A 26818-nucleotide genomic window follows, 5' to 3' on the forward strand; every position below is an offset into this window, starting at 1 on the left:
CAGCCCATCAGCCCCCTTCGGAACAGCCCGATGACCGATGTGGGAGGCACCCTCCCCGGCACAGGCTGGAGTCATGATCCACGTCGACCAACTCACCAAGCGCTACGGCGAATTCACCGCCGTGGACTCCGTCTCCTTCACCGCCGCCCCGGGGCGCGTGACCGGCTTCCTCGGCCCCAACGGCGCCGGCAAGTCCACCGTGATGCGCATGATGACTGGCCTCACACCCGTCACCTCCGGGACGGCCCTCGTCCTGGGCCGGCCCTATCGCTCGCTACCGAACCCGGCACGCCACGTGGGCGTCCTGCTCGAGGCAGGGGCGCAGCACGCCGGGCGCACCGGCCGGGAGGTGCTGACCCTCGCCGGCCTGGTGGTGGGTGCGGACCGCCGCGCCGTGGACTGTGCCCTCGAGAGGGTCGGCCTCACGCAGCGCGAGGCGCGGCGCCGGGTGGGCGACTACTCCCTGGGCATGCGCCAGCGTCTCGGCATCGCCTCGGCGCTCCTCGGCGACCCACAGGTGCTCATCCTGGACGAGCCCGCCAACGGGTTGGACCCCGCAGGCATCCGGTGGATGCGTGACCTGTTGCGGGACTTCGCCATGGAGGGCGGCACGGTGCTGCTCAGTTCGCACCTGCTCTCCGAGGTGGAGCACGTGGCAGACGACCTCGTGCTCATCGGACGGGGCCGGATCGTGGCCCGGGGCAGCAAGACCGAGCTCCTGACCACCGGACGCGTGCTGGTGGACGCCACCGACCGCAGCGCCCTGTACACCGCCCTCACCCGTGCCGGCTTCACCCTCACCACCGGGGCCGACGGCCACCTGACGGCCGAGGCCACCCCGGAGCAGGTGGGCCGCGTGGCACGCGACGCCGATCTCGTCCTCACCACGCTCCGGAGCAGCGGCGGCCTCGAGGAGCTGTTCCTGAACCTGACCGCCGAGGACGCCCGCGAGGTGGCCGCATGAGCACTCTTCCCCAGCCGCCCGCACAGGGTCCCTCCACCGACGACACGACCCCTCACCTCACCGGACCCGGCCTGCCCTTCCCCTGCTTGTTCCACGTGGAGCTGCGCAAGACCGTCGACACGCGTGCGGGCCGGTGGCTCCTGGGGGTCGTCGTCCTGGTCACTGCGCTGACCATGGGACTGGTCATGTGGTTCTCCCGTCAGGACGGCGCCTCCCTCGGCAGCCTCTTCAACACCATCACCATCCCGCAGAGTGTGCTCCTCCCGGTGCTGGGCATCCTCACGATGGCCTCCGAGTGGAGCCAGCGCACGGCCCTCGTCACCTTCACGCACGAGCCCCGGCGGTGGCGCGTGATGATCGCCAAGGTGCTGGCCTCCGTCGCCCTCGGTCTCCTCGTCCTGGCCGTGACCGTGGGCCTGGCCGTCCTGGCCCACGTGGCCTCCACCGCGCTCGCCGGATCGACGATGGACCTGTCGCTCCCTGCCGCCGTCTACGGGAAGTTCATCGTCACCCAGGTGCTCAACGTCCTGATCGGGACCGCCCTCGGCGCCCTGCTGCTCAACGTCCCGCTGGCCATCGCGGCCTTCTTCGTGCTCCCCGCGGTCATCACCGTGGCCTCGACGACGGTGGGCTGGATCCGGGACCACGCCGCCTGGATCGACCTGGCGACCGCAACCACACCACTCGCCTCCGGCAGCACGTGGCCGACCGGTGAGCAGTGGCTGCAGCTCGCCTCGGTGACCGCCCTCTGGGTCGCGCTGCCCCTGGCGCTCGGGCTGTGGCGCGTGGCCCGCAAGGAGGTGAAGTGATGCGCGACCGCTCTCCCGCAAGGGGTCTGCGACGGACCGGGCACGGCTCGCACACGTCGGAAGCGGCCGGTCGAACCGGAAGACTGGAACGAATGAGTACACTTGTTGCACTTCTAGTGTGTCGCGTGTATCATTTCATCTGGGCAGGGGGAAGCTGCGAGGCAGACAGGACGCGGGGGGTGACGCTCCATGACGACACAGGTGGACGATGCCGTGATGTCCGTGGACATGGCGCACGTGGAAAAGTCCCCGCTCGACGATGTGCTGGCCACCGCACCACAGGTCTTCTCGCTGGCCGCGCAGGTGACGGCCGGCCTCGGCCGGGTGCGTGACGAGCTGTTCCGCGTGGGGTCAGACGACCTGGCTCCTGCGCTCGGACTGCTCGGAGACCTGGTGCGGTCCGCCGAGGCGGCGATGACCGGCCTCACCGCCGAGGCGCTCGACCGGGGCGTCGTGGGTGCGTCGCGGTGCGCGGGGCCGACTGCCTGGGTGCGCCAGCAGGCGGGGATCACCGAGCCGGGACGGGCACGGGCCGTGTCCGAGGTGGCGGCAGCAACACTGGACCCGGGCACCGGCGCGCTGGCCGACGCGGTGTGGTCCGGGGCGATCGGCGTCGGCGCGGCCCAGGTGGTGCTCAGCGAGTCCGAGAAGGTGCGGCCCCTGCTGCCGGGTGCGAGCAGGGAGCAGGTGCTGGGGCACTACCTGGACCACGCGCGGACGCTGCACGACCAGGAGGGCCTGCGGGCGGATCGTCGAGCCCTGCGACAGCTGACGCGGCAGGTCATCGCACGCTACGGGCAGGACACCCTCGACGACATGGACGAGCGTGCCCGCGAGTGCTCCTCGTTGACCGAGCGGGCACTGCCCACGGGGCTGGTGCAGTTCACGCTGGAGGTCAACCAGCCCGACGCCACCCGCCTGCGGACGGCCGTGGCGGGGCTGGCTGCGCCCCGGTCCGACACCGACGAGCAGGGACGGCCCGTGCGCGACCCCCGCACTCCCGCACGACGTCGCGCCGAGGCCCTCATGGAGCTCGTTACACGCGCCCAGGCCGCCGACGGGAACCCCACGGCCGGTGGGTGCGGCCTCGGCGGAGCCACCACCCTGATCGTCACGGCGGACCACCACACCCTCCTGGAACGGCTCGGGCGGCAGGGCGACGGGGCGTCCGGACACGTCTCGAGCACGGAGGCCCTGGCCGAGCCCAGACCAGCACGACCCGGTCGCGTCCGCCGGGGGTGGGCCCGGCCCCTCCCCGGCAGCGCGGACGACGCCGGCCCCACCTCTTTCGCCACGACGTTCGACGGGAGCGTCCTGACCCCGGCCCAGGTGCGACAGGCCGCGTGTGACGCGAACATCCTGCCGGCCGTCCTGGGGAGCGACTCCGCACCCATGGACATCGGCAGGGCCTCCCGGACCGCGACCCCGGCACAGCGTGCCCACCTGGCGCTGCGGGACGGTGGGTGCACCTTCCCCGGATGCGACCGGCCACCTGGCTGGTGCCACGCGCACCACATCAAGCACTGGGCGGACGGCGGGGCGACCGCCCTGGCCAACCTCGCGCTGCTCTGCCAGCGGCACCACACCGTCGTGCACCGGGACCGGCTGACGGCCACCCGGGACGGGGACCGGTGGCACTGGCACCCTGCGGAGGATCCGGACCCACCCTGAGGGTGAGCCACCACAATGGAGACATGACCCAGCAGCACCCGGAGAACGCTTCCGCGGGCCACGCCCGGGATCCGCTCACCCACGCCATCGAGCTCGCGGAACGCAGCGTGCACGAGGGCGGGGGGCCGTTCGGGGCGGTCCTGGTCCGCGCGAGCGACAACACCTGGGTGACCGGCACCAACCGGGTCACCGCGACCCCTGACCCGACAGCGCACGCGGAGGTGGAGGCGATCCGGGCGGCGGCAGGACGGTTCGGCACCGAGCAGCTCACGGGCTGCGTCCTCTACGCCTCCTGCAAGCCGTGCCCCATGTGCCTGGCCGCCTCCATGTGGGCGCGGGTGGACTCCGTCGTGTTCGCCGCCACCTCGCAGGACGCGGCAGATGCAGGATTCGACGATTCGACCTTCCGGCACGAGGTGCGGCGCGCGTCGCCCACGGTGCTGGAGCTCAGTCGCCAGCCGCACCCGGCGGCACGGGCCCCCTTCGAGGCCTGGCTGGCCCTGCCGGACCGCGCGGAGTACTGAGGCCCCGCCTACGATCACCGGGTGAGCAACTCCAGCAGCCCCCGCCCCGTGAGCGAGACCTTCGACCCCGACGCCTGGCAGGTGGTGCCGGGTTTCGAGGAGCTGACCGACATCACGTACCACCGCAGCACCCTGCCCGCGGTGGGTCGTGGTGGTCCCGACGGCACCGGTGACGGGTCCACTCCCCTCGGCGTGGTCCGCATCGCGTTCGACCGCCCCGAGGTGCGCAACGCGTTCCGCCCGCACACGGTCGACGAGCTGCACCGCACCCTCGACCACGCCCGCCGCTCCCCGGACGTCGGCGTCGTGCTCCTCACCGGCAACGGCCCCTCGCCCAAGGACGGCGGCTGGGCCTTCTGCTCCGGCGGTGACCAGCGCATCCGCGGCCGCTCGGGCTACCAGTACGCCACCAGCCACGACGCCGACGTGGCCGCCGCGGACGCCAGCAGCGTCGACGAGGCACGGGTGAGAGCCGAGGGCGGCCGGCTCCACATCCTCGAGGTGCAGCGCCTCATCCGCACCATGCCGAAGGTGGTCGTCGCCCTGGTCAACGGCTGGGCCGCCGGTGGTGGCCACTCGCTGCACGTGGTCTGTGACATGACCCTGGCCTCGCGCGAGCACGCCCGCTTCAAGCAGACCGACGCCGACGTCGGCTCGTTCGACGCCGGTTACGGCTCGGCCTACCTCGCGCAGCAGGTGGGGCAGAAGTTCGCCCGCGAGATCTTCTTCCTCGGCCGCACCTACGACGCCGAGACGATGCACCGCATGGGAGCCGTCAACTGGGTGACCGACCACGCCGAGCTCGAGGCCGAGGGCATCCAGCTGGCCCGCGAGGTGCTCGGCAAGTCCCCCACCGCCCAGCGGATGCTGAAGTTCGCCTTCAACCTGGCCGACGACGGCCTGATGGGGCAGCAGGTGTTCGCCGGTGAGGCCACCCGGCTGGCGTACATGACCGACGAGGCCGTGGAGGGCAAGGAGTCCTTCCTGGAGAAGCGCGACCCGGACTGGTCGGCGCACCCCTGGTACTACTGAGCCGGCGTTGAGCACCACACCCGTCCCCACCACCATCGAGCCCGGCGCCGGGACCGATGCCGTGCGCGCGGCCCTGGCGGGCGTGCTCGCCGGGCGCTCCGACCTCGCCCTGGGCACGTCCGGCTCCACCGGCTCCCCGGCCCGGGCCCTGCTGCGCGGGGAGGACCTGCGGGCCAGCGCAATGTCCACCCACGCCCGCCTCGGCGGACCGGGCCGGTGGGTGCTCGCGCTGCCCCCGGGTCACATCGCGGGGGTGCAGGTGCTGGTGCGCGCCGCGGTGGCCGGCCACGAGCCGCTGGTGACCACCGGCGGCGACGGCCGCCCCTTCGACCCCGCCCACCTGGCCGTCGACCTCGAGGCCGCGCGCGCCAGCGACCCGGCCACCCGCACCTACCTCTCGCTGGTGCCCACGCAGGTGGTGCGCCTGGTGGAGGACCCGACGCTGGCCGCCCGCGTGGCTGCCGGGGCCGATGCGGTGCTCGTGGGCGGCGCGGCCCTCTCACCGACCGCAGCCGAGGCCGCCGCGAGCGCGGGCCTGCCCGTGGTGCGCACCTACGGCTCCACGGAGACCTGCGGCGGGTGCGTCTACGACGGCCGCCCCCTGGACGGCGTGGAGGTCGGGTTCACGCCCGAGGGCCGGGTGACGCTCACTGCGCCGTGGGTGACCCGCGGCTGGTTGGTGGACGGGCAACTCGTCACCGAGCGCACCCACGCCGGGGGCGCCGGGGCCCGCATCGAGCAGGCCGACCCGGCCGCTGACGGCACCCCGCGCCGCACCCTGGTCACCGACGACCTGGGCGAGCTCACCGACGGCCGCCTGCGCCTACTGGGGCGCGCCGACGACCTCATCGCCACCGGGGGGCTCAAGGTGTCACCGCACCTGGTGGCCGATGCGGTGAGCCGCCTGCCGCAGGTGGCCGAGTGCGCCGTCGTGGGCGCCCCGGACCCCGTCTGGGGCCAGCGGGTGACCGTGGTGGCCGTGCCGCGTGCCGACACCCCCTCCCTCGCCACCCTGCGCGCCGCCCTGCGGGGTGAGCTCGCACCCGAGGCCCTGCCGCGCGCCGTGCGGTGGGTGGAGGCGATGCCGCTCACCGGCCCGGGCAAGTACGACCGTGCCGCCCTGCGGCAACTGGCCGCCGCCCCGGACGAGACGGCCTGACCCTTACGCAGCGCGCTCCACGGCATCGGTGAGGTCGAGCACGGAGTCGACCCAGCGCATCATGCGGTCGTCGTGCGTCGCCATCACCACGGCCGTCCCCCGGGAGGCCATGTCGTCGAAGACCTGCTGCACCACGTGGACGTTGCCGCCGTCGAGGGACGCCGTGGGCTCGTCGGCGAAGACGATGCGTGGCCGCTGCACGAGGAGCCGGGCCAGCGCGACGCGCTGCTGCTCACCTCCGCTGAGGGTGAGGGTCTTGCGTCCCTCCTCGTGCGGGATGCCCACCTGCTCGAGGGCGGCCGCCCGACGACGAGCACGCTCGTCCCGCGACACCCGCTGGCCGCCGAACCCGTAGTCGAGGTTCTGCCGGATCGTCTGGGTGGGCACCAGGCCGTGATCCTGGAAGAGCACGCCCATCTCCTCACGGCGCAGACGGCGCAGCGTGCACCCGCGGGCCCGCGTGAGGTCCGTCTCCCCCAGCACGACTCGGCCCTCGTCCGGCGACTCCAGTCCGGCAAGGCAGTTGAGGAGCGTCGTCTTGCCGCACCCGCTCGGCCCCACCAGCGCCACCCGCTCACCCTGGGACACGGTCAGGTCCACTCCCTGCCACAGCAGCCTGACGGGAACACTCGCGGAGAGCCCCTCGGCCACCAGCACCAACTCGTTCTGCACGACTCACCCTTCCTTGAGAACAGAGGTGTTCAAGCCCCGCTCGACAACCAACGCGGTGGTGGCCACCACGACGGTCACGACGAGCACCTGACCAATCAGCAACCACCCCCCACCGGGTGCCTCGAGCACACCACGCGACAGGGCCACGAGGGTGCCGACGCCTGTCATCCCGGCGACGGCCAGGGCGACGACGGCATGACGACGCAATGGGTGCCGTCCAGTCACAAAGCCCACGAACAGCCGCCGACGGCGCGCCCGCGTGATGGCCTGGACCGCGGCCACCAAGGCCGTCAGCTCGATGACGGCCAGCACGGCCATCGAGATCGCGTCCCGCTGACCCTGCCGGGACAGTTCTGCGCGGACCTCCTCGACGGTCTGCTGGGGGTCGACGGCGGGGGAAACACGATCCGCCACCGGTGAGGAGGCCAGAACAGCCTCCACCTTCCGTGGCTCACCGACGAACATCAGCTCCGAACGGCTCATGGCCGCCGACAGGAAGTTGCCCGAGAGCCAGTCCCGGTCCCGGCCGACGACGAGGACCCACGGATCCTCCGCATCACCGCCAGACGCCTCGACGGCATCCCCCTGACGGAGGACCGGCCACTCCTCCACGTCGCCGGGGGTGCGCTCACTCCTCACCTGCGGGACCTCGACACAGCCCTCCGGTTTCCCGTATTCACCGCAAGTGAGCCGCGCCTGGAAGGCCATCCAGTCCGCGACCGAGGCCCTGACCGCCTTCTCGTCGCCACCACCCCGCGGCGCCATGAGCCAAGGGCCGTCCCCCTGCAGGTCGACGGACGGCTGCACGTGTCGCAGGTACTCCTGGTTCACGATGAGGCATCCTCGCCCGTCGACGGCAAAGTCACACGACCTCGACCCGACGTTGAGGAAGAGCGGGACCTCTTTCTCCACCTGCGCGAAGGCCTTCTGGAAACGATGTCCGACCTCCGGTGACTCGTTGTCCGAGGCTCCATACTGCTTGGGCGAGGCAAGCTGGGGCATGCGGTCCCAGACCGCCAGGTTCTCGACGAGTTGTTGCTTGTCCGCCTCCGCCTGGATCATGCGACCCCCCGCGGCCGGCAGGAGCCCCATGGCGACGGTGGCGGCAAGCGAGGCCGCCAGGCCGATGACAAAAAGCGGCCGTCGGCCACGGAGCCTTGAGAGGAGCGGGACCTCCCACTGGAAACCTGCTGCGAGACCCAGCACCGCCGCCACGAACACGCCGAGCGCCGACCACACGAGGAGCCCCAGAACGGAGTCCCGGACCGATGATCCGACGACCGGCCGTGTGGCGGGATGGGCCAGCACAACCAGCAAGACGACGGCCAGTGTGCCCACCATCCACATCAGGACGAGGCCCACGAGGCGCCACCACGCGGCGGCGCGCGACCCACCGCAGGCCTGTGCCACAGCGACGCGTCGTGTGGCCTCCGAGGCGACCAGCGCCGCAGCCGCCAGGACAGCTGCCCCCAGTACCCACTGGGCCGAACTGAGGACTGCATGGGAAGCCGCTAGATCACGTGGCCCCACGTCGGCCCGCTCCACGACCGACACGTCGATACCCAGTTCATGCAGGTCGGTGTAGAGGTGCCGCAACTGGTCTGGGTCGCCCCAAGCGACCCACTTTCCGCGGAGGCTCGTCGCATCGGACCACGGTTCAGCGTGCACACCGGGAATACCCACCGGCTCAACGGGCCCACTCTCCACCGGTGGCGCGGACGGCGGGGCCTGCAAGGTCCTGTCCCCGCGGGCGTCCACCGTGACACGGGCAAGGTGCACCCCTCTCCGCGAGGCCGCATCACCCATGTCGACCGCCAACCCCCTGCTGTCCGGGATGTCCGACACCACGACGCTCGCGTCCGCCCGGTTCGGGAAGGTTTCAGCCTGTGCCGCCGCCCCGAGCCACGCGATGACCATGGCCAGCAGCAGACTCGTCGTGGTCGTCACCCACAGCAGATGCGTACTCCGCACACCACGTCCTTCCTGTCATTGGCGTCGCGGCGGGTCCGGAGTTCCCCGGACCCGCCGCGACGAAAGGTCGAGCCAGCCGTCAGACCACGTCGTAGTACGCGTGGTCGGTGGCCAGCTGGCACGCACCGATGGACGAGTTCGCCCAGGTGCCCTTGCTCTTCACACCCGATCGGTTCTCCTCACCGTCGCAGTTGCGGACGGACGAGCTGTGGTCCCGGGAGTCGTGGAGGTACTCCGACACAACGGTGCCACCGCCGAACGAGCCGGTGGTGCCGTGCCGCCAGGTGCCGCCAGCCGTCGGGTTGGTGGTCTCGACGGCCGCAAAAGCAGCCGTGGCACAGGTGGTCGTGACAACGGCAGTCAGAGCAGCCCCCGCCATGGAACGACGCATACGCATGATGCTCTCCTTTGTGTGTGACCGATGTCGGTCAAGTCGACCAACACCTTCATGAGCCCCCCCGTTCGATGCGACGCAACCCTCTTGACGCAGCCGCTGTCATTTTTTGGGAAGTCTTGAGAAAGCCTTTGACTGGGTGCGCATTTCGTCAAGAGGCAACCATGCCAAGGTCATGGCGGGTGCTCTCTGTCCAGAAGTAGCGCAGTGTGAGGCCAAGCGAAGAAGGATTGCACACCTGGCATGGGGAGCGAGGTGGGAGAATCGCACGCGTCCACCCCCACCCGCCCGCACCCTGCCGAGGAGGACCATGGCCACGCCCGCCCAGTGGATCGAGGGCGCCCGTCCGCGGACGCTGCCTGCCGCCGTGGCCCCCGTCGCGGTCGGCACCGGGGCCGCGTTCGCGCGCGGTGAGGACGCCGGGCACTGCGGCTTCGCGCTGCTGGCCCTGGTCGTCGCCCTGGCCCTGCAGGTGGGCGTCAACTACGCCAACGACTACTCCGACGGCATCCGGGGCACCGACGAGGTCCGCGTCGGCCCGGTGCGCCTCGTCGGCCAGCGGCTCGCCCCGCCCCGGCAGGTGAAGCTGGCCGCCTTCGGCATGTTCGGTCTGGCCGGGGTCGCGGGCATCGCCCTCTGCCTGCTGTCGGGCCACTGGTGGCTGTTGCTGCTCGGTGTCGCGGCGGTCTGGGCGGCGTGGAACTACACCGGCGGCAGCAACCCCTACGGCTACCGGGGGCTGGGCGAGGTCGCCGTGTTCCTCTTCTTCGGGCTCGTCGCCGTCCTGGGCACCCAGCTGACGCAGGCGGGCACCATCGACCTGGCGGGGCTGGCCGGCGCCGTCGGCATCGGGGCCGTGGCCGCTGCCCTGAACCTGACCAACAACCTGCGCGACATCGAGGGGGACGCCGCCTCCGGCAAGGTCACGCTGGCCGTCCGCCTGGGCCCCACCCGCACCCGGCGCCTCTACGCGGGGCTCGTCCTGCTCGCCTTCGTCATGGTGCTGGTCTCCGGGCTGGCCCACAGCTCCGCCGTCCTCGGCCTGCTGGCGGTCCCGCTGGCCGTCCCGCCGGTGCGCTCGGTGCTGCGCCGCGCCCGCAGCCGTGCCCTGGTCACCGTCCTCGGTCAGACGGGGCGGATGCAGCTCGTCCTCGGCCTGCTGTGGGGGCTCGGCCTCTGGTGGGCCAGCCGCTGAGCCTGACCCCCACCTGCCAGCTTCCTGCCGGTTGGCTGGGAGGACTTCCGAACGAGCCGCTCGTGGCGCATGATCAGGGGACCATCGACCCGGGCCCGTCGCCCCCGCGCCGGATCCGGTCACCCGACACGACCAAGGGGGACCATGCGCAGGGCTCTGACCACGCTGACGCTGCTCGGGGTGGCGACCACACTCGCCGCCTGCTCGACCGACGAAGGCGGTGAGGGAGGCGGGAGCCCGACCTCCACGGCGACGAGCGAACCGTCCCCGTCGAGCGAGACCACGAGCAGCCCCGAGGAGTCGAGCACCTCGCCGGAAGCCCCCTCGCCGAGCACCTCGGCCCCCTCCCCGTCGGACTCGCCGTCCACGTCGCCCTCCGACGACTCGCCGTCACCGTCCGGGTCCGCGTCCTCGCCCGCGGACCCCTCGGAGCTCCTCGCCCCCGGCGAGCGCAGCGAGCACCGCCTGAAGGGCCGGGCGAACGGCGCCCCCAGGGCGCTGCGGATCGCACCGGACAGCGTCGCGGTCACCGTCGCCGGACGCTGTGAGGGCGGCTCCCGGGTCACCCTCCGCCCCACCGTCACCGGGCAGACAGAGCCGGTCGGGCCCGCCCAGCAACTCACCTGCGACGGGGAGCGTCACGACCTGCAGGTCACGGCCGACGAGCCGTTCGACGTGCTGCAGGTGCTCGCCCCGGGGCAGGGCACCCCGTACGAGATCGCGGTGCTGGCTCCCGGCAGCTGACCCCGTACAGAGCCCGCGAGAGGGGCCGGACGACTCCACGTCGTCCGGCCCCTCTCGCACGTTCCCGGTCGATGCCGGCTGCGGCACCGTCGATCAGACGAAGTCGTCGTCCCCCGCGTCCGCAGGCCGCCGGTCCGCACCGGCGCCCCGCGGGGACAGGTCCGCGGCCGCGTCGTCCTCGACCTCCTCGTCGCTGACCCGGCGCTTGCGCTTGCGAGCCGCCTCCCGCTTGGCGATGGCGGCGTCGATCTGCGCGTTGAAGTCCGCGCGGGGTGCCTTCAGCAGGAAGAGCGAGGCGATCATCGAGGCCAGCGCCGCCGCGACGACCAGCCAGAAGATGGCCAGGGTGTCCAGCTGCCAGCCCGCCAGCTCGACCACCAGGAAGAAGCCGCACAGGAAGAACAGGAACACCAGGATCCGCAGGAGGGTGTAGCGAAGCACCAGATCACATCCCCGAGTACGAGTGGAAGCCGACGAAGTACACGTTCACCACGGCGTAGTTGATCACGATGCAGGCGAACCCGGCGATCGCGAGCCAGGCCGAGTGGCGGGTCCAGCCGGCCGTCGCCCGGGCGTGCAGGTAGGCCGCGTAGACCACCCAGATGACGAAGGTCCAGACCTCCTTGGGGTCCCAGCCCCAGTACCGCCCCCAGGCGCGCTCGGCCCAGATGGCACCGGCCACCAGGGTGAAGGTCCACAGCGGGAACGCGATGATGTGCGCCGAGTAGGTGAGGCGGTCCAGCCGCTCCGCCGAGGGGACGCGCTGCAGGAACGCCGGGCCCTTCCCGTCCCCCGACTCCTCGGACCGGCGCTTGAGCAGGAACAGAGTCGCCAGCGCGAAGCCGATGATGAACACACCGATGGACAGGGTCGCGACGGTGACGTGGATGACCAGCCAGGCACTCTGCAGCGAGGGCATCAGCTGCGAGGCCTCGGTCCACCACGCGGTCGCGGCCGCACCCAGCACCAGCAGCACCGGACCCACCACGAACAGCCCCAGCCACCGGGTGTCGCGCCAGATGGTCCAGAGGCTGAAGCCCAGCATCGCGAATCCCGCGGCCGCCAGGGCGAACTCGTACATGTTGCCCAGGGGCGCCCGGCTCACCGCCAGCCCACGGGTGGCGATGGTGGCCACCAGCCCGAGGGTGCCCAGCCACGCCAGCCCCTGGCCGGCCGTGCCCAGGCGCCGGCCGTCGGTCGCGGCCAGGTACCCGGTGTAGGCCAGCATCGAGAGCGCGAGCACGCTCATCGTCACGACCAGCAGTACGTCGGAGGTACGGGCCATCGGCTCGTCCACCGTCGCCAGCACCGCCACGGGTGCTCCGACCATGTTCATCACTTCTCCTCGGGGGTGGTGCGCGACGCCTCGGCGTCCGCGTCGTCGTGCGTGGCCCGGTCGCCCAGCCGGGTCGCCAGGTCGTCGGCGAAGGAGCCCACGGCCTGGCCCAGGCCCGGGTCGTGCCCCTTGGCCAGCCCGGCCATGTCGATGACGGTCGCGCCGGGTCCGTCGCCCTGCTCGACGCGGAAGAAATAGCGCCGCCGGCGCACCGTCAGGGTCAGCACCAGGGCGGCCAGCCCCACCATCGACGAGACGAGGGCCGGGACCTGCCCGGGGTCGTGCCGGACGTTCAGGCCGGCGAAGCGGCGCACGTCCTCGAAGGCGACGGTGCCGCGGTCACCGGGCAGCTCGTACTCCTCGCCGGGCTGCAGGAAGATCCGCACCGGGGTGCCGTCCTTCCCCTGCACCTGCTGCATCTCGTCGGTGTTCAGGGTGAAGACCGACTGCGGGCGGCCACCGGGGAAGAGCTCGCCCTCCCAGGCCGTCATCACCAGGGCGGGGTCCGCCAGCCCCGGGAAGGTCGAGTGCGGCCCCCGGTCGGCGGTGATCGACTGCGTCGGCAGGAACAGACCCGCCAGGCCGAGCTGCGAGTCCGTGCCCGCCGCCGAGACCTTGAACGCCCCACTGGAGGTGTACTGGTTGTCCTGCACCAGCATCGGCGAGGCCTCGCGGTAGAGGAGGTTCCCCTCGCTGTCGCGGACGCTGACCTCGGGCGCGTAGCCGTTGCCCAGCAGGTGGATGCGGGCCCCACCCAGGGACAGCGGCTCGTTCACCTCGAGCTTCTGCTTCTCCTCGCCGTCCCCGTCGTCGAAGCGAGCGTCGACCTCGAAGAAGCGCGGCTGGCCGAACTGGCCCTCACCGGCATCCGGGTCGCTCTCGAACTCCACGTCGACGTCGTCGACGGCCAGGCTGAAGGCGGGCAGGTCCCGGGTGTCCACCCACGGCCCCGCGTTGAGCGTGTCGAAGCGCCCGTTGCTGCTGGTGAACTCCTCGCCCTCGACCACGAGCACCTCGGCCCGCCAGCCGAACAGGTAGCCGATGGCCACGCTGACCAGGATGCCGACCAGGCTGATGTGGAAGACCAGGTTGCCGAGCTCCCGCAGCATCCCCGTCTCCAGGGACACCTCGCGGACCCCGGGCCGCGGCGACTCCTCGCGCACCCGGTACCGGCGGGAGCGGCCCATCGCGGCGACCGCGTCGGCCGTCTCGTCGACGCCGCGGCCGTCCACGGCGAGCTGGCGGTTGCCGGGCATCCGCGTCATCCGGCGCGGCACCGCGGGCGGGCGCTGCCGCCAGCCGCGCAGGTAGACCCGGGTGCGCGGGATGATGCAGCCCACCAGCGAGGTGAAGAGCAGCAGGTAGATCGCCGCGAACCACGGGCTGGAGTAGACGTCGAACATCTGCAGCGCGTCCAGGACGGGTGCGAGCTTCGGGTGGTCCTGCTCGTACCGGTCCACCGCGGCGGCGTCGACGGAGCGCTGCGGCCAGATCGACCCGGGCACGGCGGCCACGGCCAGCAGCAGGAGCAGCAGCAGCGCCGTGCGCATGCTCGTCAGCTGGCTCCACGCCCAACGGAGTGTCCCGATCATCAGATCACCGGCCTGAACGAGGAGATCCACTCGGTCTGCAGCCAGACCATGACCCGGTCCCAGACGCCCACGAGCATGAGCAGCCCGAGCACCATGAGCACCACCCCGCCGATCGCGCTGATGAGCTGGTGGTGGTCGCGCATCCACCCGAACGCCCCGGCCACCCGGGACATCCCGGCCGCCAGCAGCACGAAGGGCAGCCCCAGACCCAGGCTGTAGGCACCGGCCAGCAGCGCTCCGCGGCCGACGGCGTCACCGGAGCCGCTCAACGAGCTCGACAGCGCGAGGATCGCCCCGAGCACCGGCCCGATGCAGGCGGAGAAGCCGAGTCCGAAGGCCGCCCCCAGCAGCGGGGCGCCGGCGAGCCCGGCCGCCGGGCGCCAGCGCACCTTCCACTCGCGGCCGCCGAGGCCGAAGGTCATGACGGCCCCCATGAGCAGCACCGCCGCCCCGCCGATGCGCAGCAGCAACCCCCGGTCGTCCGAGAGCGCGATGCTCAGGCCGCTCACCACCACGCCGAGCGCGAGGAAGACGACGGTGAAGCCCAGCACGAAGAGCAGGCTCGCGAGCAGCAGCCGCGGCCGCGCCGCAGGGCGCCCGCCCCGGTCCTCGCGGCCGGGCCGGTCGCCCGGCTCGGCCCGGCCGGCCCCGGTCGCCGTCCGGGCGGACTGGACCGACTCGGCCTGCACCCCGCCCAGACCGGTCATGTACCCGAGGAAGCCGGGCACCAGCGGCAGCACGCAGGGCGAGGCGAAGCTCACCACACCGCCGGCGAAGGCCAGCGCGATCGCCCAGGGCAGGAAGCCCGAGGCGATGGTGTCCTGGATGCCGGCCACGAGGCCGACGGGTACCGCGGTGTCCATTCAGGCGTCCTCGCCGAGCACGTCGTCCACCAGACCGCTGAGCGTGCTGAGCTCCACGGGCCCGGAGACCCGTGCGGCGATGCGCCGCTCCCCGTCGAGCACGAGGGTGGTCGGCGTCGCCGAGGCGGCACCCTGCAGCCCCCGCAGGGTCGCGCCGCCGTCGTCGGCCAGGTTCGGGTAGGTGATGTCGCGCGAGCGCAGGAAGGCCTTCGCGGTCTCGTCACCGTCGCGCTGCACCAGCCCGAGCAGCAGCACGTCCTTCTCCTCGTACTCCTCCCAGAAGTCCTGCAGCGCCGGCATCTCCTTGATGCAGGGCGGGCACCAGGACCCCCAGGTGTTGAGCACGACGACCTTCTCCTTGCGGTCCTCCAGCCGGAAGTCCTTGCCGTCCAGCAGCTTCCCGGTCAGCGTGACCGGCTCGCGGCGCTCCTCGGCGCCCAGCTGCTCCACGGAGCCGTCACCGGAGATGTACCCGGCCTCGCCCTCGCCGCGGGCCCGCCCGGTGACGGTGTTGCCATCGTCCTCACCGCAGGCCGTCAGGGCCAGCGAGCCCAGCCCGGTCAGCCCACCGGCCAGCACGAGCCGACGGGGCAGGGGTGCGCGGCGCCCGGTCATGCCCCGGCCCCCGGTGCCGCACCGGGCAGCAGCGAGGCGGCGGGCTCGCTGTAGTGCACTCCGTGGACCTCGTCGCCGACCAGGTCGACCGTGGTGACGCTCGCCAGCGTGCACTCGCGGCGCCGCGGATCGTGCGGCAGGGCGCGTCCCTCGAGGCGGCTGCGCAGCATCCACACCGGCAACTGGTGGCTCACCAGGACGGCCTCGTGGCCCCGGGCGGCACGCGCGAGGTCGCGCAGCGCGGCGTCCATGCGCGCGGCGATCTCCGTGTACGGCTCACCCCACGACGGGCGCAGCGGGTTCCACAGCAGCCGCCAGCTGCGCGGGTCGCGCAGGGCCCCGTCGTCACCGCGCATGCGGCGTCCCTCGAACTGGTTGCCGGACTCGATGACGCGCTCGTCGGTCCCGATCGGCAGCCCGGTCGCGGCCGCGAGGGGGGCCGCGGTCTCCTGCGCCCGCTCCAGCGGGGAGGCCACCAGCTGCGTCACGTCGTGGTCGGCCAGGGCCTCGGCCACCAACTGGGCCATCGCGCGACCGCGGTCGGACAGGTGGTAGCCCGGCAGCCGCCCGTAGAGCACGCCCTCGGGGTTGTACACCTCGCCGTGGCGAACCACGTGCACCAGCGTGCGCTCGGGCCGGCCGTCGTGGCGGATCGGTCGCGTGGGCTGCGGGTCCTCGGGGGTCCCGGCCGCACCACCCGTCCCGCTCGTCCCGTGCGGCGCGGGGTTGCCGTTCGTTCCGGGCGTCATGCGCTGATCTCCCGTGCGGAGGCGTCGATGGCCTCGACGACGCGGTCGAGCACGTCGTCGGTGTGCGCGGCGGAGGCGAACCACGCCTCGAACGCGCTGGGCGGCAGGTGCACGCCGTGGCGCAGCATCGCGTGGAAGAACTCCGCGTGGCGCGCCGTGTCCTGCTGCTGGGCCGCGGCGAAGTCGCCGACCGGGCCCTCGGTGAAGAAGATGCTGAACATCGTCCCCGCGCGGCCGATGCTGTGCGGGATGCCGTGGCGCGTGAACGCCTCGGTCACGGCCCCGGTGAGCACCTCGCGGGCGTGGTCCAGGGCCGCGTACACCTCGTCCGTGCACAGCTGCAGCGTGGTGAGCCCGGCGGTCGCGGCCACCGGGTTCCCGCTGAGGGTGCCCGCCTGGTAGACAGGCCCGGCCGGCGCGAGGTGGCCCATGACGTCGGCGCGACCACCGAAGGCCGCGACCGGGAACCCTCCACCGACGACCTTGCCGAAGGTGAACAGGTCCGGCGCCTGGTCCATCTGGCTCAGACCCCACCACCCGGTGGCGCTGGCGCGGAAGCCGGTCATCACCTCGTCGGAGACCAGCAGCGCACCGTGCTCCCGGGTGAGTCGGCGCATCGCCTGCTCGAACTCCGGGGTCGGCGGGACGATGCCCATGTTGCCCGGGGAGGCCTCGACGATGACGGCCGCGAGCTCCGGGCCGTGCTCGGCGAAGGCCTGCTCCAGCGCCTCGACGTCGTTGTACGGCAGCACCAGCGTCTGCCCGGCGCTGGAGGCCGGCACGCCGGCGGAGTCCGGCAGCGCGAAGGTCACGACGCCGGAGCCGGCCTGGGCAAGCAGTGCGTCCACGTGACCGTGGTAGTTGCCGGCGAACTTGATGACCCTCTCGCGACCGGTGAAGCCGCGAGCCAGGCGCAGCGCGCTCATGGTGGCCTCGGTGCCGGAGTTCACCAGCCGCACCGCCTCCACCGGCTCGATGCGTCGGACGATCTCCTCGGCCAGCTCCACCTCGACCGGGTTCGGCGTGCCGAAGCTGAATCCGCGCGCGGCGGCCTGCGTGACGGCCTCGATCACCTGCGGGTGGGTGTGGCCCAGGATCATCGGGCCCCACGAGCCGACGAGGTCGACGTACTCGTTCCCGTCGGCGTCGCGCAGCACGGCCCCCTCGGCGGAGGTGACGAAGCGAGGGTCACCCCCCACGGCCCCGAAGGCCCGCACCGGGGAGTTCACACCACCGGGGATGACGGCCCGGCCACGCTCCATCCACGAGACGCTGGACTCCACGGACGGGGCGGTTGCGCCCTGGTTCTCGGTGCTACGGGGGTCGGACATGGGCATGACCGTCTCAATCCTTCCTGAGAGTTGACTGCGAGGCCGGTGGGTCGACCGGCCTCGCGCGCCCCGCTCGCCGGCGGGGCCGGATCGCGTCAGCGACCCTCGGCGAGCCAGCCGGCCGACTCCAGCGCGTGGTAGGTCAGGACGACGTCCGCACCCGCGCGTCGGATGCCCAGCAGGGACTCCAGCACGGCGGCACGGCGGTCGATCCAGCCGTTCGCCGCGGCGGCCTCGAGCATCGAGTACTCGCCGCTCACCTGATAGGCCACCACCGGCAGGTCCGTGGCCGCCCGCAGCGAGGCCACCACGTCCAGGTAGGCCAGGGCGGGCTTCACCATCACCAGGTCCGCGCCCTCGGCCTCGTCCAGCGCGAGCTCCACCAGGCTCTCCCGGGCGTTCGCGGGGTCCTGCTGGTAGGTCCGTCGGTCCCCCTGCAGGGAGGAGTCCACGGCCTCGCGGAAGGGACCGTAGAAGGCCGAGGCGTACTTGGCCGTGTAGGCCATCACCACGACGTCGGTGAAGCCGGCGTCGTCCAGGGCCTCGCGGATCACCACGACCTGGCCGTCCATCATGCCGCTGGGGGCCACCACGTGGGCACCGGCGCGGGCCTGGGCGACCGCCATCTCGGCATAGCGCTCCAGGGAGGCGTCGTTGTCCACCCGCCCGTGGGCGTCGAGCACGCCGCAGTGGCCGTGGTCGGTGAACTCGTCCAGGCACAGGTCGGTCATCACCAGCAGGTCGTCCCCGACCGCCTCGCGCACCACCCGGGTGGCCCTGTTCAGGATGCCCTCGGGGTCGGTCGCGCCGCTGCCCACGGCGTCCTTCTGCTCGGGCACGCCGAAGAGCATGATCCCCGAGAGACCCGCGTCGCGGCACTGCTCGGCCAGGCGGACGAGCCCGTCCACCGTGTGCTGCTGCACCCCCGGCATCGAGGAGATGTCCCGCGGGGCGTCGCCCTCGTGGACGAAGGCCGGCAGCACCAGGTCCGTGGCGTGCAGTCGCGTCTCGGAGACCATCCGCCGGAAGGCGGGCGTGCCCCGCAGGCGGCGCGGCCGGCGGTGCGGCCCGAGGACCGGGCTCGAGCTCCCTCGCTGCCCGGCGCTCACCGACGGCTCCGGCGCTTCGGCGCGTCCTGCGACGGGCGCGTCACGGCGCGGCCGGCGGCCAGTGCCTCCTGCACCCGGCCGCGGGCGAAGTCGGTCAGGGCGTCGATGACGGCCTCGCTGCTCGCCTCCTCGGCGACCGCGTCCACGCGCAGCCCCAGGTCCGCGGCGGTCTCCGCCGTGGCCGGGCCGATGCAGACGACGACCGTGCTGGGCGCGGGCTTGCCCGCGATGCCCACCAGGTTGCGCACCGTGGAGCTCGAGGTGAACAGCACCGCGTCGTAGGTGCCGTTCTTGATGGCGGCCCGCACGGGGGCCGGCGGCGGGGTGGCGCGCACCGTCCGGTAGGCGACGATGTCGTCGACCTCCCAGCCGCGGTCCTGCAGGCCGGAGACGAGCACCTCGGTGGCGATGTCCGCACGCGGCAGGAAGACCCGGTCGATCGGGTCGAGCACGTCGTCGTACGGCGGCCAGTCCTCCAGCAGCCCCCGGGCGCTCTGCTCACCACTGGGCACCAGGTCGGGCTCCAGGCCCCACGCGCGCAGCGCGTCGGCGGTCTTGCCGCCGACCGCGGCGATCTTCAGGCCGGAGAAGGCACGGGCGTCCAGGCCGAGCGCCGTGAACTTCTCCCGCACCGCACGGACCGCGTTCACCGAGGTGAAGCCGATCCACTCGTAGGTGCCGGTCACCAGGCCCTTGATCGCCTTGTCCATCTGGTGCGGGGAGCGCGGCGGCTCGACGCTGATGGTGGGCACCACGTGGGCGGTCGCACCGCGCTCGGCCAGGCTGTCCACCATCGGACCGGCCTGGTCCTTCGTGCGCGGCACGAGCACCCGCCACGCGAACAGCGGCCGGGTCTCGAACCAGGAGAGTGTGTCGCGGTCGCCGACGCAGGCGCCGACGGTCGCGACGACCTCCTCGGCGGCGACCTCGGGCTCCTCGATGCCGCCGGCCACCTCCTCCAGCGTGCTGATGTTCGTGCTCTGGTGCGTGGTGGTGCCGCGCGTCGTCACCGCGATGGGGGTGTTGGCGGCCCGGCCGGCCTTCACCAGGGTGCGGGCGTGGTCGGCCACCTCGTCGGCGCCGCCGATGAGCACGAGCGTCGTCGAGTCGTCGTCCACCAGCGCCGGGTTCACGTGACCACCGGGGCCGATGGCGTGCACCACGCGGTTGGCGCCGGTCGCGATCGGCACCCCCGCGTAGGCCGGGACCGCCTGCATGGCGGACACCCCGGGCACGACCTCGATCTCGATGCCGGCCTTGCGCGCCACCGAGGCCTCCACCCCGAGCGAGGAGAAGATCGACGGGTCACCGTCGACGATGCGCGCGACGAGCACCTGCTCCTCGCGGGCGTTCCCCTCCTGCGCCCGCTCCTCGGCGGTCTGCTTCACGGCCTGCTGCGTGGTGCTCACGAGCTCCTTGGCACGCGAGGCGGCCGTCAGCTCCGCCTGCGCCGCGGGCACGGTCATGAACTGCGCCTCGGGGCGCATCCACTCGACGAAGTCGTCCTCGAGGTGCCCCTCGTCGGCCACCACCACGTCCGCCATCCCCAGGATGCGGGTGGCGCGGACGGTCATGAGCCCGGGGTCGCCCGGGCCGGCGCCCACGAAGACGATGCGGGCCGCCGGCGCGGGAAGTCCCACCCGCGGCGGCGTGGGCTGGGGGCTCGGTGCGGTGCTCACGAGTTCTCCTTCGAGGTCGTCGGGTCTTGGGGTGCCGGTACCTCGCCGACGCCGGGCAGCCGGTCGGCGCCCGCGTCGCGCAGGGCCAGGGCCACCCGTCGGCCCAGGTCCTCGGCGGTGTCGTCCAGGGGCGTGCCGGTCTCGCGCCCACCGGCGGGGGCTCCTGCGTCGCGTTCCTCCCGGAGCGACCAGGACCCGTCCCGGGGGCCGGCGAAGGCCTGCAGCGTCACGTGCTCGTCGGTCGCCCGTGCCAGGGCGCCCACCGGGGCGGAGCACCCGGCCTCGAGCGTGCCCAGGACCGCGCGCTCGGCGGTGACGGCGGTCCGGGTGGCGGAGTCGTCCAGCGCGGCGACCTCCTGCACCAGCGCCGTGTCACCGGTCCGGCACTCGACCGCCAGGGCTCCCTGCCCCGGGGCCGGCACCATCACCTGCGGCTCCAGCCACTGGGTCACCCGGTCGGCCAGGCCCAGCCGGCGCAGGCCGGCGCCGGCCAGCACCACGGCGTCCAGCACGCCCTCGTCCACCTGGGCGAGGCGGCGCGGCACGTTGCCGCGCAGGTCCACCACCTCGAGGTCGGGGCGAGCCACCCGCAGCTGCGCCTCCCGGCGGGGCGACCCGGTCCCCACCCGCGCGCCTGCGGGCAGGTCGTCCAGGGTCAGGCCGTCGCGGGCCACCAGCGCGTCCCGCGGGTCCTCGCGATCCGGCACCGCGGCGATGACCAGTCCCTCGGGCTGGGCCACCGGCAGGTCCTTCAGGGAGTGCACGGCGACGTCGATCTCCCCGGCCAGCAGGGCGTCACGCAGGGCGCTGACGAACACACCGGTCCCGCCGATGCGGCTGAGCGGGGCACGGTTCACGTCACCCTCGGTGGTCACGAGCACCAGCTCGACCTCGTGCCCACGGGCACGCAGGGCGTCCGCGACCGTGGTCGACTGGGTGGTCGCGAGCTCGCTGCGGCGGGTCCCCAGCCGGATGGCCCGCGCTCCGTCGACGGCGCTCATCGGGTCGTCCCCGGCTGGTTCAGGATGGCGCCCAGCGTCAGGCCGTCCATGTCGGCCTCGGACACCAGCGGCAGCGGCCCCGAGGTCGGGGGCGCGGAGACGGCCTGCGTCTCCCGCGGGTCCAGGTCGAAGAGCTCCCGCAGCGCACCGGCGAAGTCACCGCGCGGATCGCCGGCGAGCTCCTTCACCCGGACGCTCGGGGTGTGCAGCAGCTTGTCCACCACGCGGTGCACCGAGCGCGCCACCTCGTCCCGCTCGGCCTCGTTCAGACCGGGCAGGCGGCGGTCCAGCCGCGCCAGCTCCATCTCCATGACGGCCCGCGCGGACTGCCGCAGCGCGGTCACCGTCGGCGCCACCTCCAGCTGCCGCCGCGAGACCTCGAAGGCGGCGACCTCGGCCTCCACGAGCTCGCGCACGGCCCGGATCTCGGCCTCGACCTCGTCGTCCTGCGCCGAGCCGCCGAGCCCACCGAGCCCGATGACGACCTGCCGCGGCACCAGGGCCACGGAGGGGTCCACGTCGCGCGGCAGGGCGAGGTCCACGAAGACGCGGTCGCGCTCCGGGAGCGCCGCCACGTCCTGCGACCCGATGACCGCCCCGGCCGCACCGGTGCAGGTCAGCACCACGTCGGCGCCCGCGAGCACGTTCGTCAGCTCGTCCCAGTCGTGCGCGGTGCCGCCGGTCGACTCGGCCAGCCGGTCGGCCGTCGCACGGGTCCGGTTCACCACGTGCAGGTCGGTGCGCACCTGGCGGGCCACGGTCATCGCGGCCAGCGAGCTCATGGCACCGGCCCCCACGACCACCACACAGCGGTCCTCCAGGGTGCCCAGGTACTCCTGCGCGCGTTCCAGCCCCCGCTGCACCAGCGAGCGGCTCACCGCGTCGATCTCGGTCTCCGAGTGGGCCCGGCGACCGACGCGCAGGGCGTGGTCGAACAGCGAGCCCAGGTGGGTGCCGGCACGGCCGGAGCGGCGGGCGCGACGCAGCGCGGTCCGGAACTGGCCGAGGATCTGCCCCTCGCCGACCGCCATGGAGTCCAGTCCGGCGGCCACGGAGAAGGCGTGCCCCACGGCACGGTCCTCGTAGTGGACGTAGAGGTGGGAGGCGAGCTCCGGCAGCTCCACTCCGGTGCTCCGCGACAGCTCGGTGCCGATGTGGTGGACCGCGCCGTGGAAGGCCGACGCCTCGACGTAGACCTCGAGGCGGTTGCAGGTGGAGACGGTCAGCGCCTCGGAGACGTCCGCCCCCGACTGGACGGCGACGGCCAGGTCGCCCGCTGCATCATCTCCCAGGGCCACTCGCTCCAACAGGTCCATCGACGCACTGCGGTGCGACGCACCAATGACCAGCAGGCTCACCGGGGGATCACGGACTCCTCTCCGCGTGCTCGTGCCTCGCGCTCGACCACGTCTCGGGGTTTCTGCCACGTGGCGGGGGTGCTATACCAGATGCACCCGTCGGCAGGAACAGCGGGCCCCACTGTACGCCGCCGTGTCGTAGTTCGCGAAATCCCACGAGCCGTGACCCGGCCCACCACGGCCCCGGACAGCGGAACGCCCCTCGGCCCGGTGGGCGGAGGGGCGTCGCGCGTCACTTCTTGTTGCGACGCTGGTGGCGCGTCTTGCGCAGCAACTTGCGGTGCTTCTTCTTGCTCATCCGCTTGCGGCGCTTCTTGATGACGGAACCCATGCTTCACATCCTTCTCAGGGGTAGACCACGGCCCCTCTCATGGACGGAGGCCTCGCACATTCCAGTGGGCCCTGCGCCGCGCTCGACAGCACCTCGACGCGGAGGCGGAGGTCGGCACGGACACCTGGGCCCGAAGACGGTGATGGCCAAGAATACACGCCCCGGCCACCCGGACCACCGTGCCGGCCGACCGCCTCAGTCGAACCAGGGGTCCAGCCCGTGGTGGGAGAAGACGGCCTCCCGCGTCGCCATGACCGACTGGTCCACCGGGGAGTCGGGGTCGTAGCCCGTCTCCCAGCTGCGCCACCACGGCCACCCGCCGCCATCGTCCCCCAGCGTGGGCGGGAACTCCCCGACGAGCTCGTCGACCTGTTCCCGCCACCGAGGGGGTGTCTCCTGCGACAGGTCCAGCTCCCGCCCGGCGACCACCCCGAGCAGCGCCGCCCAGCTGCGCGGCACGACGTCGGCGACCGAGTACCCGCCACCGCCCAGGGCCAGCCAGCGCTCCTCGCAGACCGATCCGGCGAGCTCCCGCATGGTCGACATCGCCGCCGCCTGCGCCTCGACCGAGAGGCCGAAGTGGGCCAGCGGGTCGCGGGCGTGCCCGTCGCAGCCGTGCTGGGTGACCAGCACCGTCGGCTCGATGGCGTGGACCAGCGGGGGCACCAGGGCGTGGACGGCCCGCAGCCAGGCCGCGTCACCCGTGCCCGGGGGCAGGGCGACGTTCACCGCCGAGCCGGCCGCGTCGGGCCCCCCGATGTCCCCCGGGAAGCCGGTCCCGGGGAAGAGCACGCGTCCCGTCTCGTGGATCGAGATGGTGACCACCCGCGGGTCGTCCCAGAACGCGGCCTCCACCCCGTCGCCGTGGTGCACGTCGAGATCCACGTACACGATGCGCTCGGCGCCGCGGTCCAGCATCCGCTGGATGGCCAGCGCCCCGTCGTTGTAGATGCAGAAGCCCGACGCCCGGGCGGGCATCGCGTGGTGCAACCCCCCGGCGATGTTCACCCCGCGCACGATCTCCCCCGCCATGATCGCGTCGGCGAGCGCCAGGCTGCCGCCGGCTCCCAGCGCCGAGGCGTCGTGCATGTGCTCGAAGGCCGGCGAGTCCTCGTCCCCGATGCCGCGGCTTCCGTCCGCGGAGTCCGGGTCCACCGACACGGCCCGCACGTACTCAACGTACTCGCGGTCGTGCACCGTGGTGAGCTCGTCGTCGGTCGCGGCCACCGGTGCCACGAGCTCGAGCTCGTCCAGCACCCCGAGCTCCCCGGCCAGGTCGTGCGTCAGCCGCAGCCGCAGGGGATTCATCGGGTGCGTCGCCCCGAAGTCATACTTGACCAGGGCCGCGTCCCACACCAGCCGCCCGCGGGATCTCGCGTGGGGGCTGGGAGGCGTTGCCCGTCCTGCGTCGTCCATGACGACACGCTACCGAGAGGAAGCCCCATGCAGCGCCACCGCCTCTACGACGAGGACACGCTCGTCATCGGACTCGGGCGGTTCGGCACCGCCGTGGCCACCGAGATGCACACCCTCGGCTACCGCGTCCACGCGATCGAGGCCCGCCCCCGGCTGGCCGAGCGGCACCACCGCACCTTCGAGCACGTGATGGCGCTCGACGCGACCGACCCCCAGGAGCTCACCCAGGCCAAGCCAGAGCTCTTCCGCATCGCGGTCGTCGCCATCGGGTCCTCGGTGGAGGCCTCGCTGCTCACCGCCGGGAACCTCGTCGATGCCGGCGTGCCGAACATCTGGGCCAAGGCCGTCAGCGAGGAGCACGCCCGCATCCTGGAGCGCATCGGGGTGCACCACGTGGTGTTCCCCGAGGCCGACAGCGGCCGTCGCGTCGCCCACCTGGTCAACGACAAGCTGCGCGACTACATCGAGTTCGACGACGGCTACGCGATCGTGAAGATGACCCCACCCCACGAGATGATCGACAAGACCCTCACCGAGAGCCAGGTGCGCTCGCGCTACGGCGTCACGGTGGTCGGGGTCAAGGAGCCGGGCGACGACTTCCACCACGCGGTGCCCGGCACGATGGTCGGTCGCCACCACTCGATCATCGTGAGCGGTCCCGCCGCCGCGATCGAGCGGCTCGCCTCCCGCCCCTGAGGACCACACCCGCCCCGACGGGGGAGGACCCCACGAGGCGATGCCTCGTGGGGTCCTCCCCCGTGCGCGGCCACGGCCGCCGGGCGACCGTCGCTCAGTCGGTGCCCTTGTCCACGGACTCGGCGAGGTCCTCGTCGACGTCGCTCTGCAGTGCGAGCGGGGTCTCCTCGACGTCGGCACCCAGCGGGATGACGAAGGCGGCCTCGACCTCGTCGCGGCCCTCGACGACCACGTCGCGGCGGCCCTCGGTCGGCCGGTAGCCGATGGAGCTGGCGAACGCCACGGCGCGAGCGTTGTCGGTGTTCACCCAGTACACGAGGTGGCTGTAGCCGGCGTTGCGGGCCACCTGCTCGGCGTGCTCCATGAGCTGGCGCGCGACGCCCTCACCACGCAGCGAGGGAGTCACCCAGATGCCGTAGACCTCCCCCAGGTCGTCGTCCTGGCGGGTGCCCTCGTCCCCCACCGAGGCCAGCGCCACCCACTCGGAGCCCTGCTGGGCGCCGATGCGGGTGGAGTGCTTCATGCGCTCCTGCCACTCCCCATCGGACTGCTCGGACTCCTCCTCGTAGGAGGCCACGAACGCCTCCGGGTCCTCCTGCAGCGCGCGCAGACGGAGGGTCCTGAAGATCTCCCACTCGTCCGCCGCGAGCTCGCGCACCGTGATGTCAGTCATGCACCCATGTTCCCACGCCCGGTACCGCCGATGCCATACGGCACCGCGACACCGCCCGCCGAGCGGTCCTCGGGCAGGCGACGACTCGCCGGATCAGTCATCGTCGACCACCCCGTCGGAGAGGTCCCGGCTGCGGTGGGCAGCGGCCTCCATGGCCGAGAGGAAGGCGGCCCGCACCTTGTGGTCCTCGAGCTGGCGCAGGGCCGCCACCGTCGTGCCCCCGGGGCTGGAGACCATCTCCCGCAGCACGGTCGGGTGCTCCCCGGTCTCGCGCAGCATCGTGGCCGCGCCGTAGAGGGTCTGCACCACCAGCTCGGTGGCCGTCGCGCGGGGCAGGCCCAGCAGCACACCGGCCTCGATCATCGACTCGACGACGAAGAACAGGTACGCCGGCCCGGAGCCGGAGATGGCCGTCACCGCGTCCTGCTGCCCCTCGGCGACCGAGACGACGTGCCCGGTGGAGGTCAGCACGGCGCGGGCGACCCGCACCTGCTCGGGTGTGCAGTGCTCGTCCGCGGAGACGGCGGCCATGCCCTGACCCACCCGGGCGGGGGTGTTCGGCATGGCGCGCACCACCGGGGTGCCGCCGGGCAGGCGGGCCTGCAGGAAGGCCAGGGGGATGCCCGCCGCCAGCGACATGACGACCGTCCCCTCGGCCAGGTGGTCACGCACCTGACCGAGTGCGACATCCATGTCCTGCGGTTTGACCGCGAGCACCACGACGTCTGCCGAGGCGGCCGCCTCCGGGGTGGTGGCCGTGGCCACGCCCACCTCCTGCGCGGTGGCGGCGGCCCGCTCGGGGTCCCGGCCGGTCAGCACGATGGCATCGCCCGGGTGGCCGGCACGCACCAGCCCCGCGGCCACGGTGCGACCCATGACGCCCCCGCCGATGAGGGCGATGCGCGTGTCCGTGGGGAGTCCCTCGGCCGCCACG

The 26818-nt window shown here is 72.8% G+C and carries 27 protein-coding genes; 9 read left to right on the forward strand and 18 right to left on the reverse strand.

Features of this window, described 5'->3' with window-relative positions; all coding sequences use genetic code 11:
• Window positions 1–73 precede the first annotated feature (73 nt).
• The 6 genes from ACY8FT_RS08625 (at window position 74) to ACY8FT_RS08650 (ending at window position 6159) form a co-directional block, all read left to right on the forward strand.
• On the forward strand, window positions 74–964 hold the full coding sequence (locus ACY8FT_RS08625; protein ID WP_462418520.1) for an ABC transporter ATP-binding protein: 891 nt from the start codon (window positions 74–76) through the stop codon (window positions 962–964).
• Window positions 961–1773, forward strand: coding sequence for an ABC transporter permease (locus ACY8FT_RS08630; RefSeq protein WP_462418521.1), 813 nt, complete (start codon window positions 961–963; stop codon window positions 1771–1773). The genes ACY8FT_RS08625 and ACY8FT_RS08630 overlap by 4 nt, the downstream gene beginning before the upstream one ends.
• A 189-nt stretch (window positions 1774–1962) precedes the next feature.
• Entirely contained in the window at window positions 1963–3444 is a 1482-nt protein-coding gene (locus tag ACY8FT_RS08635) for an HNH endonuclease signature motif containing protein (RefSeq protein ID WP_462418522.1), read from the forward strand.
• Window positions 3445–3467: 23 nt separating this feature from the next.
• The gene (locus ACY8FT_RS08640) at window positions 3468–3968 is read left to right on the forward strand and encodes a nucleoside deaminase (RefSeq protein WP_462418523.1); all 501 of its coding nucleotides are present in this window, start codon (window positions 3468–3470) and stop codon (window positions 3966–3968) included.
• A 21-nt stretch (window positions 3969–3989) separates the two neighbouring features.
• Entirely contained in the window at window positions 3990–5000 is a 1011-nt protein-coding gene (locus tag ACY8FT_RS08645) for a 1,4-dihydroxy-2-naphthoyl-CoA synthase (protein ID WP_462418524.1), read from the forward strand.
• A 7-nt stretch (window positions 5001–5007) separates the two neighbouring features.
• On the forward strand, window positions 5008–6159 hold the full coding sequence (locus ACY8FT_RS08650; RefSeq protein ID WP_462418525.1) for an AMP-binding protein: 1152 nt from the start codon (window positions 5008–5010) through the stop codon (window positions 6157–6159).
• A gap of 3 nt (window positions 6160–6162) precedes the next feature.
• Here ACY8FT_RS08650 and ACY8FT_RS08655 read toward each other — a convergent pair whose 3' ends face one another.
• The 3 genes from ACY8FT_RS08655 to ACY8FT_RS08665 form a co-directional block, all read right to left on the reverse strand.
• Entirely contained in the window at window positions 6163–6831 is a 669-nt protein-coding gene (locus ACY8FT_RS08655; RefSeq protein WP_462418526.1) for an ABC transporter ATP-binding protein, read from the reverse strand.
• A 3-nt stretch (window positions 6832–6834) separates the two neighbouring features.
• Window positions 6835–8778: a hypothetical protein gene (locus tag ACY8FT_RS08660; protein WP_462418527.1), complete on the reverse strand. Its 1944-nt coding sequence runs from the start codon at window positions 8776–8778 to the stop codon at window positions 6835–6837.
• 103 nt (window positions 8779–8881) lie between these two features.
• The gene (locus ACY8FT_RS08665; RefSeq protein ID WP_462418528.1) at window positions 8882–9199 is read right to left on the reverse strand and encodes a lactococcin 972 family bacteriocin; all 318 of its coding nucleotides are present in this window, start codon (window positions 9197–9199) and stop codon (window positions 8882–8884) included.
• Between the two features lie 307 nt (window positions 9200–9506).
• Here ACY8FT_RS08665 and ACY8FT_RS08670 point away from each other — a divergent pair, with 307 nt between their 5' ends.
• Window positions 9507–10391 carry a 1,4-dihydroxy-2-naphthoate polyprenyltransferase gene (locus ACY8FT_RS08670; RefSeq protein ID WP_462418529.1) on the forward strand — a complete coding sequence of 295 codons (885 nt, stop codon included), beginning with the start codon at window positions 9507–9509 and terminating at the stop codon, window positions 10389–10391.
• A gap of 144 nt (window positions 10392–10535) precedes the next feature.
• Entirely contained in the window at window positions 10536–11135 is a 600-nt protein-coding gene (locus ACY8FT_RS08675; RefSeq protein ID WP_462418530.1) for a hypothetical protein, read from the forward strand.
• Between the two features lie 93 nt (window positions 11136–11228).
• On the opposite strand, the gene ACY8FT_RS08680 is transcribed toward ACY8FT_RS08675, so the two are convergent.
• The 13 genes from ACY8FT_RS08680 to ACY8FT_RS08740 all read right to left on the reverse strand — a co-directional run bounded on the left by ACY8FT_RS08680 (window position 11229) and on the right by ACY8FT_RS08740 (window position 24515).
• Window positions 11229–11576: a DUF4229 domain-containing protein gene (locus ACY8FT_RS08680; RefSeq protein WP_462418531.1), complete on the reverse strand. Its 348-nt coding sequence runs from the start codon at window positions 11574–11576 to the stop codon at window positions 11229–11231.
• 4 nt (window positions 11577–11580) lie between these two features.
• Window positions 11581–12471 (reverse strand): c-type cytochrome biogenesis protein CcsB, encoded by an 891-nt coding sequence (gene ccsB, locus ACY8FT_RS08685; protein WP_462418532.1) that lies wholly within the window; start codon window positions 12469–12471, stop codon window positions 11581–11583.
• Window positions 12471–14063 carry a cytochrome c biogenesis protein ResB gene (gene resB / locus ACY8FT_RS08690; protein ID WP_462418533.1) on the reverse strand — a complete coding sequence of 531 codons (1593 nt, stop codon included), beginning with the start codon at window positions 14061–14063 and terminating at the stop codon, window positions 12471–12473. The genes ccsB and resB overlap by 1 nt, the downstream gene beginning before the upstream one ends.
• Window positions 14063–14926, reverse strand: coding sequence for a cytochrome c biogenesis CcdA family protein (locus ACY8FT_RS08695; protein ID WP_462418534.1), 864 nt, complete (start codon window positions 14924–14926; stop codon window positions 14063–14065). The genes resB and ACY8FT_RS08695 overlap by 1 nt, the downstream gene beginning before the upstream one ends.
• Window positions 14927–15541, reverse strand: coding sequence for a TlpA family protein disulfide reductase (locus ACY8FT_RS08700; RefSeq protein ID WP_462418535.1), 615 nt, complete (start codon window positions 15539–15541; stop codon window positions 14927–14929).
• Window positions 15538–16290 (reverse strand): histidine phosphatase family protein, encoded by a 753-nt coding sequence (locus ACY8FT_RS08705; RefSeq protein ID WP_462418536.1) that lies wholly within the window; start codon window positions 16288–16290, stop codon window positions 15538–15540. Before ACY8FT_RS08705 ends, ACY8FT_RS08700 begins: the two co-directional genes overlap by 4 nt.
• Window positions 16287–17621: a glutamate-1-semialdehyde 2,1-aminomutase gene (gene hemL, locus ACY8FT_RS08710; RefSeq protein WP_462418537.1), complete on the reverse strand. Its 1335-nt coding sequence runs from the start codon at window positions 17619–17621 to the stop codon at window positions 16287–16289. Before hemL ends, ACY8FT_RS08705 begins: the two co-directional genes overlap by 4 nt.
• A 95-nt stretch (window positions 17622–17716) precedes the next feature.
• The gene (hemB, locus tag ACY8FT_RS08715; protein ID WP_462418538.1) at window positions 17717–18730 is read right to left on the reverse strand and encodes a porphobilinogen synthase; all 1014 of its coding nucleotides are present in this window, start codon (window positions 18728–18730) and stop codon (window positions 17717–17719) included.
• Window positions 18727–20409 (reverse strand): bifunctional uroporphyrinogen-III C-methyltransferase/uroporphyrinogen-III synthase, encoded by a 1683-nt coding sequence (locus ACY8FT_RS08720; protein ID WP_462418539.1) that lies wholly within the window; start codon window positions 20407–20409, stop codon window positions 18727–18729. The genes hemB and ACY8FT_RS08720 overlap by 4 nt, the downstream gene beginning before the upstream one ends.
• A complete protein-coding gene (gene hemC, locus ACY8FT_RS08725) occupies window positions 20406–21410 on the reverse strand; it encodes a hydroxymethylbilane synthase (RefSeq protein ID WP_462418540.1) in 1005 nt (334 codons plus the stop codon). Before hemC ends, ACY8FT_RS08720 begins: the two co-directional genes overlap by 4 nt.
• On the reverse strand, window positions 21407–22768 hold the full coding sequence (locus ACY8FT_RS08730; RefSeq protein WP_462418541.1) for a glutamyl-tRNA reductase: 1362 nt from the start codon (window positions 22766–22768) through the stop codon (window positions 21407–21409). Before ACY8FT_RS08730 ends, hemC begins: the two co-directional genes overlap by 4 nt.
• Window positions 22769–23000: 232 nt before the next feature.
• Window positions 23001–23099 (reverse strand): 30S ribosomal protein bS22, encoded by a 99-nt coding sequence (locus ACY8FT_RS08735; protein ID WP_005504750.1) that lies wholly within the window; start codon window positions 23097–23099, stop codon window positions 23001–23003.
• 195 nt (window positions 23100–23294) lie between these two features.
• Entirely contained in the window at window positions 23295–24515 is a 1221-nt protein-coding gene (locus ACY8FT_RS08740) for an acetoin utilization protein AcuC (RefSeq protein WP_462418542.1), read from the reverse strand.
• 27 nt (window positions 24516–24542) lie between these two features.
• On the opposite strand from ACY8FT_RS08740, the gene ACY8FT_RS08745 reads away from it, so the two are divergent.
• Window positions 24543–25211 carry a potassium channel family protein gene (locus ACY8FT_RS08745; protein ID WP_462418543.1) on the forward strand — a complete coding sequence of 223 codons (669 nt, stop codon included), beginning with the start codon at window positions 24543–24545 and terminating at the stop codon, window positions 25209–25211.
• A gap of 94 nt (window positions 25212–25305) precedes the next feature.
• Here the strand turns inward: ACY8FT_RS08745 and ACY8FT_RS08750 are convergent, their stop codons facing one another.
• Together ACY8FT_RS08750 and proC are read right to left on the reverse strand one after the other, a co-directional pair.
• Window positions 25306–25884 carry a GNAT family N-acetyltransferase gene (locus tag ACY8FT_RS08750; RefSeq protein ID WP_462418544.1) on the reverse strand — a complete coding sequence of 193 codons (579 nt, stop codon included), beginning with the start codon at window positions 25882–25884 and terminating at the stop codon, window positions 25306–25308.
• A gap of 93 nt (window positions 25885–25977) precedes the next feature.
• Window positions 25978–26817 carry a pyrroline-5-carboxylate reductase gene (proC, locus tag ACY8FT_RS08755; protein WP_462418545.1) on the reverse strand — a complete coding sequence of 280 codons (840 nt, stop codon included), beginning with the start codon at window positions 26815–26817 and terminating at the stop codon, window positions 25978–25980.
• Window position 26818 lies beyond the last annotated feature (1 nt).

It is taken from the genome of Kytococcus sp. Marseille-QA3725, from assembly GCF_054950055.1.